Annotated in this window: 14 protein-coding genes; 6 read left to right on the top strand and 8 right to left on the bottom strand. The window is 60.4% G+C overall.

What is annotated here, in order from left to right:
- Positions 1-27 precede the first annotated feature (27 nt).
- From ACIONG_RS16795 to ACIONG_RS16780, 4 genes are all read left to right on the top strand, one after another.
- The gene (locus tag ACIONG_RS16795; protein WP_401301162.1) at positions 28-1,527 is read left to right on the top strand and encodes an efflux transporter outer membrane subunit; all 1,500 of its coding nucleotides are present in this window, start codon (positions 28-30) and stop codon (positions 1,525-1,527) included.
- A 215-nt stretch (positions 1,528-1,742) separates the two neighbouring features.
- Positions 1,743-3,935 (top strand): FUSC family protein, encoded by a 2,193-nt coding sequence (locus ACIONG_RS16790; protein ID WP_213027618.1) that lies wholly within the window; start codon positions 1,743-1,745, stop codon positions 3,933-3,935.
- Positions 3,925-4,125 (top strand): DUF1656 domain-containing protein, encoded by a 201-nt coding sequence (locus tag ACIONG_RS16785; protein ID WP_007914106.1) that lies wholly within the window; start codon positions 3,925-3,927, stop codon positions 4,123-4,125. Before ACIONG_RS16790 ends, ACIONG_RS16785 begins: the two co-directional genes overlap by 11 nt.
- Positions 4,126-4,135: 10 nt before the next feature.
- Positions 4,136-5,002, top strand: coding sequence for an efflux RND transporter periplasmic adaptor subunit (locus ACIONG_RS16780; RefSeq protein ID WP_401301158.1), 867 nt, complete (start codon positions 4,136-4,138; stop codon positions 5,000-5,002).
- A gap of 121 nt (positions 5,003-5,123) precedes the next feature.
- On the opposite strand, the gene ACIONG_RS16775 is transcribed toward ACIONG_RS16780, so the two are convergent.
- On the bottom strand, positions 5,124-5,522 hold the full coding sequence (locus ACIONG_RS16775) for a DUF4440 domain-containing protein (RefSeq protein ID WP_401301155.1): 399 nt from the start codon (positions 5,520-5,522) through the stop codon (positions 5,124-5,126).
- A complete protein-coding gene (locus ACIONG_RS16770; RefSeq protein ID WP_401301152.1) occupies positions 5,519-6,889 on the bottom strand; it encodes an MFS transporter in 1,371 nt (456 codons plus the stop codon). Before ACIONG_RS16770 ends, ACIONG_RS16775 begins: the two co-directional genes overlap by 4 nt.
- 109 nt (positions 6,890-6,998) lie before the next feature.
- Between ACIONG_RS16770 and ACIONG_RS16765 the strand changes: the two genes are divergently transcribed.
- A complete protein-coding gene (locus tag ACIONG_RS16765; RefSeq protein WP_401301149.1) occupies positions 6,999-7,880 on the top strand; it encodes a LysR substrate-binding domain-containing protein in 882 nt (293 codons plus the stop codon).
- Between the two features lie 128 nt (positions 7,881-8,008).
- On the opposite strand, the gene ACIONG_RS16760 is transcribed toward ACIONG_RS16765, so the two are convergent.
- Positions 8,009-9,007, bottom strand: coding sequence for a sel1 repeat family protein (locus tag ACIONG_RS16760; protein ID WP_401301146.1), 999 nt, complete (start codon positions 9,005-9,007; stop codon positions 8,009-8,011).
- Positions 9,008-9,266: 259 nt separating this feature from the next.
- On the opposite strand from ACIONG_RS16760, the gene ACIONG_RS16755 reads away from it, so the two are divergent.
- A complete protein-coding gene (locus ACIONG_RS16755; protein ID WP_401301143.1) occupies positions 9,267-9,671 on the top strand; it encodes a DUF3592 domain-containing protein in 405 nt (134 codons plus the stop codon).
- A 13-nt stretch (positions 9,672-9,684) separates the two neighbouring features.
- Here the strand turns inward: ACIONG_RS16755 and ACIONG_RS16750 are convergent, their stop codons facing one another.
- The 5 genes from ACIONG_RS16750 to ACIONG_RS16730 form a co-directional block, all read right to left on the bottom strand.
- Positions 9,685-10,509: an SDR family oxidoreductase gene (locus ACIONG_RS16750; RefSeq protein WP_401301140.1), complete on the bottom strand. Its 825-nt coding sequence runs from the start codon at positions 10,507-10,509 to the stop codon at positions 9,685-9,687.
- A 35-nt stretch (positions 10,510-10,544) separates the two neighbouring features.
- Positions 10,545-11,009: a multidrug transporter gene (locus ACIONG_RS16745; protein WP_123534243.1), complete on the bottom strand. Its 465-nt coding sequence runs from the start codon at positions 11,007-11,009 to the stop codon at positions 10,545-10,547.
- A 293-nt stretch (positions 11,010-11,302) separates the two neighbouring features.
- Positions 11,303-12,754, bottom strand: a complete 1,452-nt coding sequence (locus ACIONG_RS16740) for a mannose-1-phosphate guanylyltransferase/mannose-6-phosphate isomerase (protein WP_064586060.1) — start codon at positions 12,752-12,754, stop codon at positions 11,303-11,305.
- A 209-nt stretch (positions 12,755-12,963) separates the two neighbouring features.
- Entirely contained in the window at positions 12,964-13,620 is a 657-nt protein-coding gene (locus tag ACIONG_RS16735; protein WP_213027621.1) for an alginate O-acetyltransferase AlgF, read from the bottom strand.
- A gap of 15 nt (positions 13,621-13,635) precedes the next feature.
- Positions 13,636-14,777, bottom strand: a 1,142-nt coding sequence (locus ACIONG_RS16730; RefSeq protein ID WP_401301135.1) for an alginate O-acetyltransferase, incomplete at its 5' end; no start/stop codon positions are given.

Raw genomic sequence — 14,777 nt, 5'->3', positions numbered from 1 at the left:
TTATCCTCTTCTCAGGAATTCGCAGCTGTGCCGCGTCGCATCAACAGAGCGCTTTTGCCGCTCAGTGTTCTGGCTTTTACCCTGGGTCTCAGCGGCTGCATCTCAACGCAAGGAATTGCCCCGCATAGCAAGGCATTGGAAGCCGACGCACTGGCCACCGACGAGGCCATCGCCCACGCCGCCCGTGACGCAAACTGGCCCACCGCACAATGGTGGCAAGCCTACGGCGACCCGCAACTGAATCGCTGGATCGACCTCGCCGTACAAGACAGCCCGAGCATGGCCATTGCCGCTGCGCGAGTGCGTCAGGCCAAAGCCATGGCCGGTGTCGCCGAAGCGGCCGAGTCGTTGCAGATCAATGGCGAGTCGACGCTCAAGCGCCACAACTGGCCGACCGATCAGTTTTACGGCCCGGGCGAGCTGGCCAACACCACCACCTGGGACAACAACGCCGCGCTCGGTTTCAGCTATGCGCTCGACCTCTGGGGCCGGGAAAGCAATGCCAGCGAACGCGCGGTGGATCTGGCGCACATGAGCGCCGCCGAAGCGCGGCAGGCACAGCTCGAATTGCAGAACAACATCGTGCGCGCCTACATCGAGCTGTCGCTGCATTACGCCCAGCGCGACATCGTCGCCGCGACGCTTGCGCAGCAGCAGCAGATTCTCGATCTGGCGCAGAAGCGTTTGAACGGCGGGATCGGCACGCACTTCGAAGTCAGCCAAGCGCAAACGCCGCTGCCGGAAACCCATCGGCAACTGGATGCGCTGGATGAGGAAATTGCCCTCAGCCGCAACCAGATCGCCGCGCTTGCCGGCAAGGGACCGGGTGCGGGCGCGCAATTGCAGCGACCGACGCTGTCCCTTGGCGCAGCGCTGAAGTTGCCGTCAGCGCTACCGGCCGAACTGCTCGGGCAACGCCCGGACGTGGTCGCCAGTCGCTGGCAAGTGGCGGCGCAGGCACGCGGAATTGATGTTGCGCACGCAGGGTTTTATCCCAACGTCGATCTGGTCGGCAGCCTCGGCTACATGGCGACCGGGGGCGGCGCGCTGGAGTTTCTGACCGGCAAGAAACTCAATTACAACGTTGGCCCTGCGATCTCGTTGCCGATCTTCGATGGTGGGCGTTTGCGTGCTGAATTGGGTGAGGCCTCGGCCGGTTATGACATCGCCGTCGCGCATTACAACCAGACGCTGGTCAACGCGCTGAAGAACATTTCTGACCAGTTGATCCGCCGTGAGTCGATGGACAAGCAGCAAGGCTTTGCCGCCGAGTCCGTGGCCACGGCGCAGAAAACTTACGACATCGCGATGATCGCCTATCAACGCGGCCTCACCGATTACCTCAACGTGCTGAATACGCAGACGCTGTTGTTCAAGCAGCAGCAAGTGCAGCAGCAGGTGCAGGCGGCGCGGTTGACCGCGCATGCGGATTTGGTGACGGCGCTGGGTGGTGGGCTCGGTGCTGGCAACGATGTGCCGACGGCCGAGAAAACCGCAGCCCCGAAAACCCCGGCACTCCTGCGGTGAACACCCAATTCACTACACAAACCCCTTGTGGCGAGGGGATTTATCCCCGATGGGTTGCGGAGCAGCCCCAAAACCTGCAAACCGGTTCTGCCTGGTACACCGCATTTGCTTTTCTTGGGGCCGCTTCGCTGCCCATCGGGGATGAATCCCCTCACCACAAAAATTGATGTTTGCCACAGAAAACTCTTCAGTCCTCAATCATTGAGCAAGACCAAATGACTCCCTTGCCCGCACCTCTACGCTGGCTCTACTCCCTGGAATGGCGTCGGGGTTTGTTTGACTGGGCGCGCAGCGATGGCGTGACCTGGGTGTATATCTTCAAGGTGTTGCTCGCCGCATTCCTCACCCTGTGGCTGGCCATGCGTCTGGAGTTGCCGCAACCGCGCACGGCGATGATCACCGTGTTTATCGTCATGCAGCCGCAGAGCGGCCAGGTGTTTGCCAAGAGCTTCTATCGCTTCCTTGGCACCCTCGCCGGGTCGGCGATGATGGTCACGCTGATCGCGCTGTTCGCGCAAAACACTGAGCTGTTCCTCGGCTCGCTGGCGATCTGGGTTGGCATCTGCTCGGCCGGTGCGGCGCGTTGCCGTAACTTTCGTGCCTACGGATTTGTCCTGGCTGGCTACACGGCGGCGATGGTTGGTTTGCCGGCGCTGGCGCATCCGGATGGCGCGTTCATGGCGGCGGTTTGGCGGGTGCTGGAGATCTCGCTGGGGATTCTCTGCTCCACCGTAATCAGCGCGGCGATCCTGCCGCAAACCGCCAGTGCGGCGATGCGCAATGCCTTGTACCAGCGGTTCGGCGTGTTCGCGCTATTCGTGACCGATGGCTTGCGCGGACGCAGCAAAACCGAATCCTTTGAAGCCAGCAACGTGCGTTTCATCGCCGAAGCCGTGGGCCTGGAAGGGTTGCGCAGTGTGACCGTGTTCGAAGACCCGCACATGCGTCGGCGCAACGGTCGACTCAGCCGTTTGAACAGCGAGTTCATGGGCATCACCACGCGCTTCAACGCCCTGCATCAGTTGCTTGAACGCTTGCGCGGCAATGGCGAGGAGCACGTCGTCGCGGCGATCAGACCGGGCTTGCAGGACCTCGCTGAAGTGCTCGACGGCTTCAGCGGCCGCGCCCTGACCAGCCCCGATGCGGCGCGATTGGCGACAGCGCTGGCCACTTACAAGGAAGGTCTGCCGGCGCGGGTACGCAGCCTGCGCGCGATCTTTCAGGAAAGCGAACCCAGCGACGCCGAGCAACTGGATTTCCACACGGCGTACGAGTTGCTCTATCGCTTCGTCGATGACCTGCACAGTTATGCGCAGACGCACGCATCCCTGGCCGATCACCGCCACGAGCGCGAGCGCTGGGACGAGCCGTTCACCCCGCAAACCAACTGGTGGGCCGCCGCGGCCTCGGGGATTCGCGCCTCGTTCATCCTCATCGTGCTGGGCAGTTACTGGGTCGCCACCGCGTGGCCGAGCGGCGCGACGATGACCCTGATTGCCGCCGCCACCGTGGGCCTGTCCGCTGCCACCCCGAACCCGAAACGCATGGCGTTTCAAATGGCCTGCGGCACGTTTCTCGGGGCGCTGATCGGCTTCGTCGAGATGTTTTTCATCTTCCCGTGGATCGACGGTTTTCCGCTGCTGTGCGTCATGCTCGCGCCGGTAATCGTGTTCGGTTCGTTCCTGACTTCGCGGCCGCAGTACGCCGGTGTCGGTCTCGGTTTGCTGATCTTCTTCAGCACCGGTTCGGTGCCGGACAACCTGACCATTTACAACCCCTACACCTTCATCAACGATTACATCGCCATGGTCATGGGCATGCTGGTCTGCGCCGCTGCGGGCGCAATTATTCTGCCGCCGAACAGCCGCTGGTTGTGGCGGCGGCTGGAGCAGGATCTGCGTGGCCAGGTGGTCTATGCGATCAGCGGCAAACTCAAAGGCCTGGCGTCGAGTTTCGAGAGCCGCACCCGCGACTTGCTGCATCAGGCTTACGGTCTCGCGGCCGGTGAACCGAAGGTGCAAAAGAACCTGTTGCGCTGGATGTTCGTGGTGCTCGAAGTCGGTCACGCGATCATCGAGTTGCGCAAGGAACAAGCGATTTTGCCAGTGCACCCAGCGTATGCCGAATCGCAGCCGTGGCGCCAGGCGATCCGCGTGATGGGCCGCGCGCTGGTGCGGCTGTTTCTGCAACCGAACGCCAGCAATCTGGAACGCGCACTGGTCGCTGTCGATCACGCGATCAGCCGCGTGGCCGCGACCGATGAGCCATTCGCGCCGCACTTCGATACCTCGGCGTTGCGCCGGGTGAAGAGCTATCTGCACTTTATCCGCACCTCGTTGCTCGACCCGCAATCGCCGCTGGCCGCTCTTGCTCCCGCCAAGCCCGAAGGACTTGCCCATGCCTCGTGAAATCGCTTTCCACGGCGTGTACATGCCGACCATGACCCTGATGTTTTTCATCGCCGCGGCGCTGGCCTGGGCGGTGGATCGGTTCTTGTCGGGGTTCGATCTGTACCGTTTTTTCTGGCACCCGGCGCTGCTGCGCCTGAGTCTGTTTACCTGTCTGTTCGGCGCGATGGCGCTGACTGTCTACCGTTGAGAACGATCTGATGAAAAAGTTTTTCAGCCTGCTCGCGACCCTGCTGGTGCTGGCCCTGGCGCTGTGGATCGGCCGGACCTTGTGGGTGCATTACATGAACACGCCGTGGACCCGCGACGGTCGGGTGCGCGCCGACATCATCAACGTCGCCGCCGACGTCACCGGTGAAGTGGTCGATGTGCCGGTGCGTGACAACCAACTGGTGAAGAAGGGCGATCTGCTGATGCAGATCGACCCCGAGCACTACCGCATCGCGGTGAAACAGGCGCAGTCGCTGGTGGCTTCGCGCAAGTCGACATGGGAGATGCGCAAGGTCAACGCCCATCGCCGCGCCGATCTGGACAATCTGGTGATCTCCAAGGAAAACCGCGACGACGCCAGCAACATCGCCGACGCCGCGCTGGCCGACTATCAACACGCCCAGGCACAACTGGAGGCGGCCGAACTCAACCTCAAGCGCACCGAAGTACGCGCAGCAGTCGACGGCTACGTGACCAACCTCAACGTGCATCGCGGCGACTACGCACGCATCGGCGAAGCGAAAATGGCCGTGGTCGACATGAATTCGTTCTGGGTTTACGGCTTTTTCGAAGAGACCAAACTGCCGCACGTTCGCGTGGGGGATAAAGCCGACATGCAACTGATGAGCGGCGAAGTCTTGAAGGGGCACGTGGAAAGCATTTCCCGTGGCATCTATGACCGCGACAATCCGGAGAGCCGGGAGCTGATCGCCGACGTCAATCCGACGTTCAACTGGGTGCGTCTGGCGCAACGAGTGCCGGTGCGCATTCACATTGATGAAGTACCGGAGGGGGTGTTGCTGGCGGCAGGGATTACTTGCACGGTGGTGGTGAATCAGAGCGCTGTGGACAACTGACAGACCGTGTCGCTCCTTTCGCGAGCAGGCTCGCTCCCACAGAGGTCATGCATTTCAAATGTGGGAGCGAGCCTGCTCGCGAATGGGGGCGACTCGGTATTTCCAGACTGATACCGCGCAATCACTCAGCGCAAAACGTCTCCTGCAAATGCAACCAGAACACCCGTCCGGATTCGAGTTTTTCAAACACCACTGTCGAGCGCCGATCCGTGTGCACACCGCTCGCATCGCTCTGTTGTTCGCGGTAACTCACGGTCGCGCCGCGCTGATGCAAGGCAATCACGCGTAACTCACTGAGCTGGATTCTGAAGCCTTCCTTCTGCCCCCCTGCGGCTCGGAACAGCAGGCGCAAGGCGTCGACATCCAACGCTCGGCCCGACGGCGTCACCATGGAAAAACGTGGCGAAAAACGTGCCAGCAATCGCTGCAGCGCGGCGTCCTCCTCTTCTACGGCAAACCATCGTTCGATGGCTTCGTGCGCCTGGATCACTTCGTCCAGGTAGGGCGTGGCGTCATTCATGCAGTTTTTTCCTCAAGGGCAGGTGGGTTCAATAGCGCGAGCGCGTGGGTCGAGTCGAAACGCAGGACGGCGACCATGGGCAACAGGGTCAGCAGCGCGGCGGCGATAAAACACTCATGGAAAGCGTCACCACTCAACGCGCCCAACAATGAGCTGAGCATCGCTGCACCAAGGCAGAAACCGAGTTGTCGGTTGATATTCCACAGCGCACTGGAGTGGCCCATTTTGTCTGCTGCGATGCCGACAAATGCCAACGTCTGCGCGGTGACGCTGCACAGGCTGCCGCCCAGGCCCATCAGCGCGTAAGCGATGATCAGCGGCGTGCTGGCGGGTTGTTCGGTGCGCATCTGCAGCACAATGCCGAGGCATTGCAGGAGCATGCCGGCGCTCAGCAAAGGTTTGGGGCCGATACGATTGAAACTGCGTTTGCCGAGCATGATCGCCACGCCCGAACCGACCGCCCATGGCAGCATCAATGCGCCGGTTTGCGCCGCGCCGAAGCCGAGGCCGTGCAGGTACAACACGGCAATCATGTGAGTGCCAGTGAATACACCGGGCACGCACAGGTAGATCAGCATCGCCAGGCGCAGTGACGGATTCTTGATCAGTTGCAGGTCGAGGATGGCGCCGGGTTTGTCCCAGCCATCACGCAGGTAAAGGCACAGGGTCAGCAGGCTGAGCAAGAGCACCAAGACGCCGAGGGTTCGCGTATCGGTCTCGCTCATCAGGCTGACGGCGATCAACAACAAGCTGAGCGCCGAAGCCGCCAACAGCAGGCCACGGGCGTCCAGTGTCGGCCGTTCGCCGGCGGGTTGATCGGCTTTCAACCAGAACAGGCCGAGCCCGAAAGCGAGCAGCGCCACCGGCAAATTGAGGTAGAAAATCCATCGCCACGACAGCGCCTGCACGATCAATCCACCCGCCGCTGGAGACAGTGCTGGCACCATCAGCGCGACCAATAAAACCACGCCAGTGAAATGCGCGCGCTGCGCCGGCGCAAACTGCCGATAGGCCAAGGCCTGACCGACCGGCAGCAACAGTCCGCCACCGAGTCCCTGCAGCAGGCGCCAGCCGATCAGGCTTTCAATCGATCCTGCTTGCGCCACCAGTGCAGAGCCCACGCCGAACACCAGCAGCGAAGCAAGAATCAACCGTCGCTCGCCGACCCGTGCGGCCAGCCACACACTGAGTGGGATGATCAAGGTCAGGCCGAGCATGTAGGCGTTGGTGATCCACGCCAGTTCGGTCACCGTGGCGTGCAATTGTTGAGCGATGTCGGGGTAGGCAATGCTTGCAACGAACATGTTCAGCAAGTCGAGGGCAAACCCCAATAGATACACCAGCGCGACTTTCGAGCGATAAGCCATGGCAGCTTCCCTGTGATAAGACGTGCAGGGTAGGGCGCTTCAGGTGATAGGAAAACGCTGGTTTGGCTGCTAGTTTGTCAAAATTATTTTGACAAGGAGCGACCTGAACATGGTCAGTCTCGACCGTTTCGAAACGTTCAAAGCTGTGGTTGAGGCCGGTTCATTGACCGCTGCCGCCAATACATTGGGCCAGACGCGTGCGGTGGTGAGCTTCAACCTCAAGCGGCTGGAGGAGGAGTTGGGCGTGACCTTGCTCACGCGCAACACTCGGCAACTGGCGCTGACCGATGCGGGCGAGCGTTTTTATCGACGCTGCTTGCGCACGTTGGACGAAGCGCGGTTGGCCATCGAGGAGGCTCGTTCCGAGCATTCACAGCTCAAAGGCACGTTGCGTATTACCACGACCGTCGAGTTCGCTCTGGCGCAGGTGGTGCCGGCGCTTGAAGTGTTTCGTCAGCAGCAACCGCAACTGAACATTCATTTGTCGACGTCTTCGACCCATGCCGATCTGATCTCCGAGCGTTTTGACATGGCGATCCGTCTGGGCCGTATGCACGACTCCAACCTGCGTGCGGTGCAGTTGTCGACGTTCGAGGTGTTCGTGGTGGCCGCGCCGCAATTGGTCGAGCGCTTTGCGCCGGTTGCCACGCTGGCCACGCTGGAGTCGATGCCGACATTGGGCCATGGACGCGTGCCGGAAATGACCGTGACCGATCCTTCCGGGACCGAACTCGTGTATCAGCCAAAACCGGGCACCACTGCGATCGTCGCCGACAACTCGGCGACGCTGCGGGCGTTTGCCTTGACCGGGCAAGGTGTGGCGATTTTGCCGCAATGGCTGATTCAGGAGGATCTGGAGGCTGGGCGATTACAGCGCTTGTTGACCGATTTCCGCTTTGCGCAGCAAGGCGTGTATGCACTGTACCCGGACACCCGGCATTTGCCGCTGAAGGTGCGCGCGTTTATCGATTTCATGAAGGGCTGGGGTTGAGGGTTTGTGGTGATTGTTTTGGCCGCTTCGCGGGCAAGCCTTGTTCCTGCAGGTTGGGCGTTGCTCGCGAAGGCCTTACACGGTCTTGCGCCCCGTGCCGCTAAACGCACGGGGCCTGGGACACTTTATTAGTAGTACTTGTTAACCACCCCCAGCGCGTACTCGATGGTTTCATTGACCGACAACTCGTCATCTTCCATGAGCGAGACGATGCGCTTGTCATTGGCGATATTCGCGCCAGGCAATTTCAACTGAGCGGCGCGGGTAACCACGATGTAGGTCACAACGTCGCCACGGCTTTTGGTGAACGGCTGCTTGAGGGCGGTGAACATGTTTTGTTTCACATAGTCGTAACGCTCGGTAGACGACATCCCTTTGAAGGTCTCTGGATAGTTCTGATAGATAGCGGCTGAGTAGCGGCCGACGTCTTCCTCACGCGCCTCATCGAACAAAGTTTTCTTGCTGGTGACTTGGGTGACCAGTTCGCTATAGAGCTTGTCGCCTTCAGCGATCTGGGTAGCATTCATTTTGGCTTTCAGGTCATCGCCAGCGCTAGTGTCTTCGGCTTTGGCCATGATCCGTGTCCAGGCGTACGCGGCGCTCAGGTCGCCCTGTGCTTGGTAGTGCTCAATCAGTAACTTTTGCGACTCGTCATAGCCGTGCAGGGAGGAACGCTCCAGCCAGCGAAAGGCAAGTGCGGGGTCTTGCTTGGAGCCGATACTGCCGATTTTGTAGCTTTCATACAGACCGTATTCCGCGCACCAGTCGTTCTGCATGGCGGCATAAGCCATGTAGTTGAAGGCTTCAGTGTTACGTTGGTCGGCAGTCAGATCGAGGTCATAACGGGTGATCATCGACAGATAGCAAAACGCGCGAGTCTGCTTGGGAGCGGCCATGACCATGCAGGTTTTGGCGTCATTGCGCTCCCCCTGCTTGTACAACTGCAAGCCGATGCCATACACAATGTCACTGTCCATCTGCTCATTGCACTGCTTGTTGGCTGTGACTTTCGGCAATACGTCCTGCAAGGTCAGCTTGGGCAGCGTGTCATTAAGAGACGAGGGTTGGCTTGCGCAACCCGCCAGCAAAGCAACCAATGCCAGTGGCAGCACGTTGAAAAATTTCAATGGATATTCCCTGATCTGCGATTGAATAAAAGGTCGCATGGAACGGGCAGGGGAAGAGCAGGAGGGCAAAGCAATCCGTGCTTCAGTGTTACGCCAGCGATTCCATGCTGCATGAGCCGGGCAAACGCCGCGAAGGTCTCAAGTGCGCGCATTCTACTGAATGCACCTGGAGGCACAACCACAAGGACGCGGAAGGGTTGTTGGCAAAGGGCAGGATCGTTATATTGCCGACCCTTTCCAGCCTGCAAGGAGCAAGCGGATGAAGTACATCGGGGGATTCCTCTTCGGGCTGATGTTGCTGTTCAGTAGCGTCGGCGCCGCCTACCAAGGCTACGATTTTTTCGATCTGAGAATCAGGGGCCTCAAGGCTCCGGCGCAAGTCTTGAGCACCTCCAGCTCGAGGATGACCAATGTCGGCAGCGGCCATAGTTACACCACCACCCGAACGGTTGCCTTTGTCACGGCGGACGGCACGCCGGTCATTCATGAATTCAGAGATGGGTTTTCCGGCGCCGTAGCGGGAGACAAGGTGAGTGTGTTCTACAACCCTGCCAACCCCCGTGAAGTCATCGCGGGCACGTTCTTTGGACTTGGGTTGTTTCTGGCATTGATCATCTTCGCACTGTTATGTGTTTTGGGGATCAAGATAGCCTGGGAGGAATGAGTGTTTCCCAGGCTCAGATCTGACGATTCAAGCCGAAGCGTTTCATCAGCGTCGTCTCCAGCAACCCCTTGGGCAGCAACGCCGCCAGCAACGGCAATGCCCGGCTGCCATTACCGATGCGGATCAGTCGGGGCGGTTTGCTCTGCTGCACGGCTTTCAACAATACGGCGGCAAACTCGCCGGTCGGGGTTGGGTTGTCCTGCGATGCCTTGGCGCGCGCGCGAATGCCTTCACGCAGGGGAAACCACGGCGAGCTTTCGTTGATCAGTTGTTCGGCTTCGTGGCCGGCATTTTTCGCGAAGCTTGATTGAATGGCGCCGGGCTGCACCTCCATCACGCGAATGCCGAACGGCGCCAGTTCCATGCGCAGGGCATCGCTCAAGGCATGCACGGCCGCTTTCGACGCGCAATAGGCACCGGCAAACGGGGTGACCAACACACCGGAAACACTGCCGATATTCACCACCAGCCCCTTCGCTCGACGCAGCACCGGGAACAGTGCGCGGGTGACGCCGACAATCGAGAACACATTGGTTTCGAACTGGCGCTGCATGGCCGGCACGCCGCCGTCGAGCAACGGGCCCATGGCACCGTAACCGGCGTTGTTGATCAGCACGTCGAGGCCGCCATGCAGTTGATTGATCCGTTCGCTCAGTTGTTGCAACGCCGCGCCGTCGTTGACGTCGAGCTGCACCGCAGTGAATCCGGCCGCACTCAACGCTGCGACGTCTTCAGCCTTGCGCGCCGTGGCCCAGACTTCGAAACCGGCGCTTTTGAACACCTCGGCGAGGGCGCGGCCGATGCCGCTGGAACATCCGGTAATCAACGCAACGGGCATGGCGCATTCCTTGTGCAAAAGAGTGGGAGGGGGGATCAGTCGGAGAAACTACCCTGCAATCGCTCGGCGCGAAACTCCAGGGTTTGCGGGCGATAACCGGGCCGCAGCGGCGGCATCGGCAAGCAGTCTTCCCAACTGCCGCCAGCCTGCAACTCGCCGGGGCCGCGATAGCGTGGCGCGGTGTATTGGTTGTCGGCCAGATTGACCGTGTCGCCCGGTGCATAGGCCGCGATGCGCCAACGCAGTTCGGTCAGCGGCACACTGTTGCCGTTGTTCATTTTCAGTTGCAACGGCCGATCGGCCGGGCATTGCTCGGGCGCATAGACAATGCGCATCTCAAGGCGCGCCAGTTGCTTGATCTCGCGGTTGTCCAGCCACACCACCCAGACGGCTACCAGACCCAGGCCGATGGCGGCCGCTACCGACACCGGCAAAGCCTTGGCCGGATAGCGCAGCAGCAGGATCAGCCAGGTGATGACCAGCAAAACGCCGATGAACATGTCGCACAACCTCGCAGGGATAGAGGGGCATCCTACCTAAGCGTAGGTGAGGTTGGCGATGGGCAGGATTTCTGCGGTGAGTTTGAAGACACCTTCGCGGGCAAGCCCGCTCCCACTGGGATGGGTGGTCATCACAAAATCGAGTAACGCCTCGGTCCACTGTGGGAGCGGGCTTGCCCGCGAAGAGGCCAGTATAGACACCGCAGATTCCGGACAAAAAAAGCCCCCGCCCAACCCGCTGCGGATGGGGGACGCAGTGGGCTGGGCGAGGGCTTCTTGTCTTGCTGAGCGTTTTACTGCGCGATGGTTTTCACCGACACGCCGCGTTCGATCGGGGTGGAGCGGCCGTAGATATCTTCGAACCGCTCGATATCGTCTTCGCCCAGGTACGAACCCGACTGCACTTCGATGATTTCCAGCGGGATCTTGCCCGGGTTGCGCAGGCGATGCACCGAGGCGATCGGAATGTAGGTCGACTGGTTTTCGCAGAGCAGGAACACGTTGTCATCGCAGGTCACTTCGGCGGTGCCGCTGACCACGATCCAGTGTTCGGCGCGGTGGTGGTGCATCTGCAGCGACAGGCAAGCGCCCGGTTTCACCGAGATGTGCTTGACCTGGAAACGCCCGCCCATGTCCACCGAGTCATACGAGCCCCACGGACGATAGACCTCGCAGTGGTTCTGGGTTTCGCTGCGGCCCTGCTCGTTGAGGGTGGCGACCATCTGCTTGACGCCTTGAACCTTGTCCTTGTGGGCGATCATCATCGCGTCCTTGGTTTCGACCACGACGATGTTTTCCAGACCGATCACCGAGACCAGTTTGCCGTTGCCGTGGATCATGCAGTTCTTGCTGTCCTGGATGACCACATCGCCTTTGCTGACGTTGCCGTTGGCGTCTTTCTCGTTGACTTCCCACAGCGACGACCAGCAACCGACATCGCTCCAGCCGGCGGTCAGCGGTACCACGCAGGCGCGTTGGGTTTTTTCCATCACGGAATAGTCGATGGAATTGTCCGGGCAGCAGGCGAAGGTGGCTTCGTCCAGTGTGACGGTGTCGGCGTCCTGCTGGCTGCGCTCAAGGGTCAGCAGGCAGGTGTCGTAGATGTCCGGATCGTGCTTCTTCAGCTCTTCGAGGAAGCGGCTGGCGCGGAACAGGAACATGCCGCTGTTCCAGTAGTAACCGCCGGATTCGACGTATTCGGTGGCGCGTTTGACGTCGGGTTTTTCAACGAAGTGCGAGACGCGGCTGACGCCTTCGGGCAGCAGCGAATCGGCGGTGGACTTGATGTAGCCGTAGCCGGTTTCCGGTTTGGTCGCCGGCACACCGAACAGCACCATCTCGCCATTTTCAGCGGCGACGGTGGCCAGGGCGAGGGCGCGTTGCAGGGCTTTCTGGTCTTCCAGTACGTGGTCGGCCGGCAGTACCAGCATCAGCTCGTCACGACCTTCGTTGACCAGCATCATCGCGGTCAGCGCCACGGCGGGCGCGGTGTTGCGGCCGAACGGTTCCATCAGGATGCGCTGGCATTCCAGATTGCGATTGGCCAACTGCTCGTTGACGATGAAACGGTGATCCTTGTTGCAGACCACGATCGGGGTGTCCATGCCTTCGAACACCAGGCGCTCCAGGGTTTGCTGGAACAGTGTGTGTTCACCGGTCAGGGCGAGGAATTGTTTAGGGAACTGCTTACGCGAAAGCGGCCAAAGACGTGAACCGCTACCACCTGACAAGATCACCGGAATCATATTGTTTACTCCATAAAATCGATTGGTTAGAGGCACGAACGCTGTGTCGTTTCACTCTTGTTTTTGTCTCGTTCTGAACGCTAACCTCGGTCCCTGTGGGAGCCTGGCTTGCCAGCGATGGCATCGCCTCGGTGTATCTGCGGAACCGAGGTGTCTGCATCGCTGGCAAGCCAGCTCCCACAGGGAGCCGGGTCAGTTCAGGAAATGTGTTAGCGCGTCGACACCGGGCGTTTCACCCAGACTGGCGACAGGCTGCTGCCGGAACCGGTGACGTACAGCACCGCTGCCTCACCACGCTCCAGTGCGACCGGTTTCACGTCGCCGACTTTCTTGTCGCCTTCGTACAGCGCCAGGCTGACTTTCACCGGGTTGATTTCGCGTTCGCCACGGCCCTTGGCGGCCACATTCGGCACCACGTCGGTCTTGCCGTCGGCGGTCTTCAGGGTCAGCGGCTTGTCGCTGAGGTTCTGTACGCGGACCAGGGATTTCTGCTTGTTCTTGAACGGCGGCTCTTCGATCAGTTGCGGCGCGCCGGAGGCGTTGTTGACCAGGGTGTAGTAGTGGTCGCCGGCAAGTTTGACCGGCAGGGTCTGGCTGCCGATCTTGGCGCTGTAATCACCGCCCGGCATGAAGCTGAAGTCGCTGCTGGCCAGCGGCGCAACGTCGCTCAGGTTGGTGCTGCCGACGGTGGCGCTGACTTCTGCGTTGCTGGCGTTATAGATACGCACGAAGGTCGAGCCTTTCGGTGCGGTCGGGCCGTACAACGCGGCGTCACCACCGGCGAAGGCCTGGACGGAGAGCACGCTGAGGCCTGCAACCAGTGCAATGCGTTTTGCGAGACGACGAGGAGTAGTAGTGAAAGTCATGGTGTTACCTCTCTTTCAGTTTTGCGCCCGATCGGGCGTCTCGGATTTAGTGTTGATGGCTACGTTTTGTTGGCGAGCGCCGGCTTGTTTGAGCTCTGCGACCCACTGCGGGTCGGCGTCGCCGATTTCGTTGTTCACAGGCAGATATCGTTCAGGAAACTCCCAGATCAGTACCTGTGGCGGGCTGTTCTTGAAGTCATCGCTTTTCAGGTAGCTGAGCATCGGCAGGATCGGGCCGTGGCCGTCTTCGGCGTAGCTCACCACGTCGCTGTGCAGCGCTTGTTTCAGCGCACCGACGAAGTTCCAGTTGGGGTTGGCGCTGTAGCTGGTGCCGACCAGTGCCACCGGCACTTCATTGCTGGCGAACAGCGCGTCGTCACCGGCAGGCTGCTCGTTGGCCGCGACGGTGTTGCGCTTTTGCAGTGGCTCTTGCGCCGGCATCAGGTTTTCGAACAGCGGATCGAGCGGCAGGAACAGACGCAGATCGCCCTTGTGCGTGACCTTCTCGGCCGGCGTGGTGACGAAACGCTGCGGTTCGCCGCTGAGCGGGAACTTGTCGGCGATGGTTTTCGCCAGCGTATTCGCCGCAATCTCTGCACCCTCAGGTGTCCAGTGCGTGTCGGTGCGCAGGAACACTTGCTGACCGTTCTGCTTGGCCTGTTGGAACGGCTTGAGCAGGTCGGGGGCGAGGATCTTGTCGGCTGCTACGCGGTTGTGGAAATCCTGATAAAGGTTGGCGTGAATGCTCGCCGGTTTCACTTCACCCAGATGCTCCGGGTACAGGCGAACCTTGGCCGGCACAATCGCCATGACCAGTTTCACGCCTTTCGCTTTCAGGGTCTGGCGCACGCCTTCAACTAGCGCGTAGTTGCCTTGCAGATTCAGCTCTTCGTTGACGATCGGGTTGAATTCCTCATCGCTGTACAACCACTGATCGCGACCGAGCACCACGCCCGGACGACCTTCGTTGAACAGTTTGAAATCCAGCGCGGCCCTGAGGTTGGTGCCCAGACGCTTGATCGGGAATTCATCGTCGTCGTGGGTTTCCACAGCCTTGGTCCAGCGGCCGTTGAGCACCGTCGCATCGGCGTTGGTGCTGAAGCCGAAGAAGCTGCGCACCGACCACAGACCGAGCACCAGCAGGGTCACCAGGAACA

This window comes from Pseudomonas sp. NPDC087817, from assembly GCF_044742875.1.
Lineage (GTDB): Bacteria > Pseudomonadota > Gammaproteobacteria > Pseudomonadales > Pseudomonadaceae > Aquipseudomonas.
Note: the sequence above shows the minus strand (reverse complement) of the source record. Positions and strands in the feature narration are given on the sequence as shown.

Excerpts from the sequence above, each read along its gene's own strand:
- ACIONG_RS16740 (WP_064586060.1), bottom strand. The coding sequence starts at position 12,754 with ATGATTCCGGTGATCTTGTCAGGTGGTAGCGGTTCACGTCTTTGGCCG.
- ACIONG_RS16745 (WP_123534243.1), bottom strand. The coding sequence starts at position 11,009 with ATGTTCATCGGCGTTTTGCTGGTCATCACCTGGCTGATCCTGCTGCTG.
- ACIONG_RS16750 (WP_401301140.1), bottom strand. The coding sequence starts at position 10,509 with ATGCCCGTTGCGTTGATTACCGGATGTTCCAGCGGCATCGGCCGCGCC.
- ACIONG_RS16755 (WP_401301143.1), top strand. The coding sequence starts at position 9,267 with ATGAAGTACATCGGGGGATTCCTCTTCGGGCTGATGTTGCTGTTCAGT.
- ACIONG_RS16785 (WP_007914106.1), top strand. The coding sequence starts at position 3,925 with ATGCCTCGTGAAATCGCTTTCCACGGCGTGTACATGCCGACCATGACC.
- ACIONG_RS16790 (WP_213027618.1), top strand. The coding sequence starts at position 1,743 with ATGACTCCCTTGCCCGCACCTCTACGCTGGCTCTACTCCCTGGAATGG.
- ACIONG_RS16780 (WP_401301158.1), top strand. The coding sequence starts at position 4,136 with ATGAAAAAGTTTTTCAGCCTGCTCGCGACCCTGCTGGTGCTGGCCCTG.
- ACIONG_RS16775 (WP_401301155.1), bottom strand. The coding sequence starts at position 5,522 with ATGAATGACGCCACGCCCTACCTGGACGAAGTGATCCAGGCGCACGAA.
- ACIONG_RS16735 (WP_213027621.1), bottom strand. The coding sequence starts at position 13,620 with ATGACTTTCACTACTACTCCTCGTCGTCTCGCAAAACGCATTGCACTG.
- ACIONG_RS16765 (WP_401301149.1), top strand. The coding sequence starts at position 6,999 with ATGGTCAGTCTCGACCGTTTCGAAACGTTCAAAGCTGTGGTTGAGGCC.
- ACIONG_RS16770 (WP_401301152.1), bottom strand. The coding sequence starts at position 6,889 with ATGGCTTATCGCTCGAAAGTCGCGCTGGTGTATCTATTGGGGTTTGCC.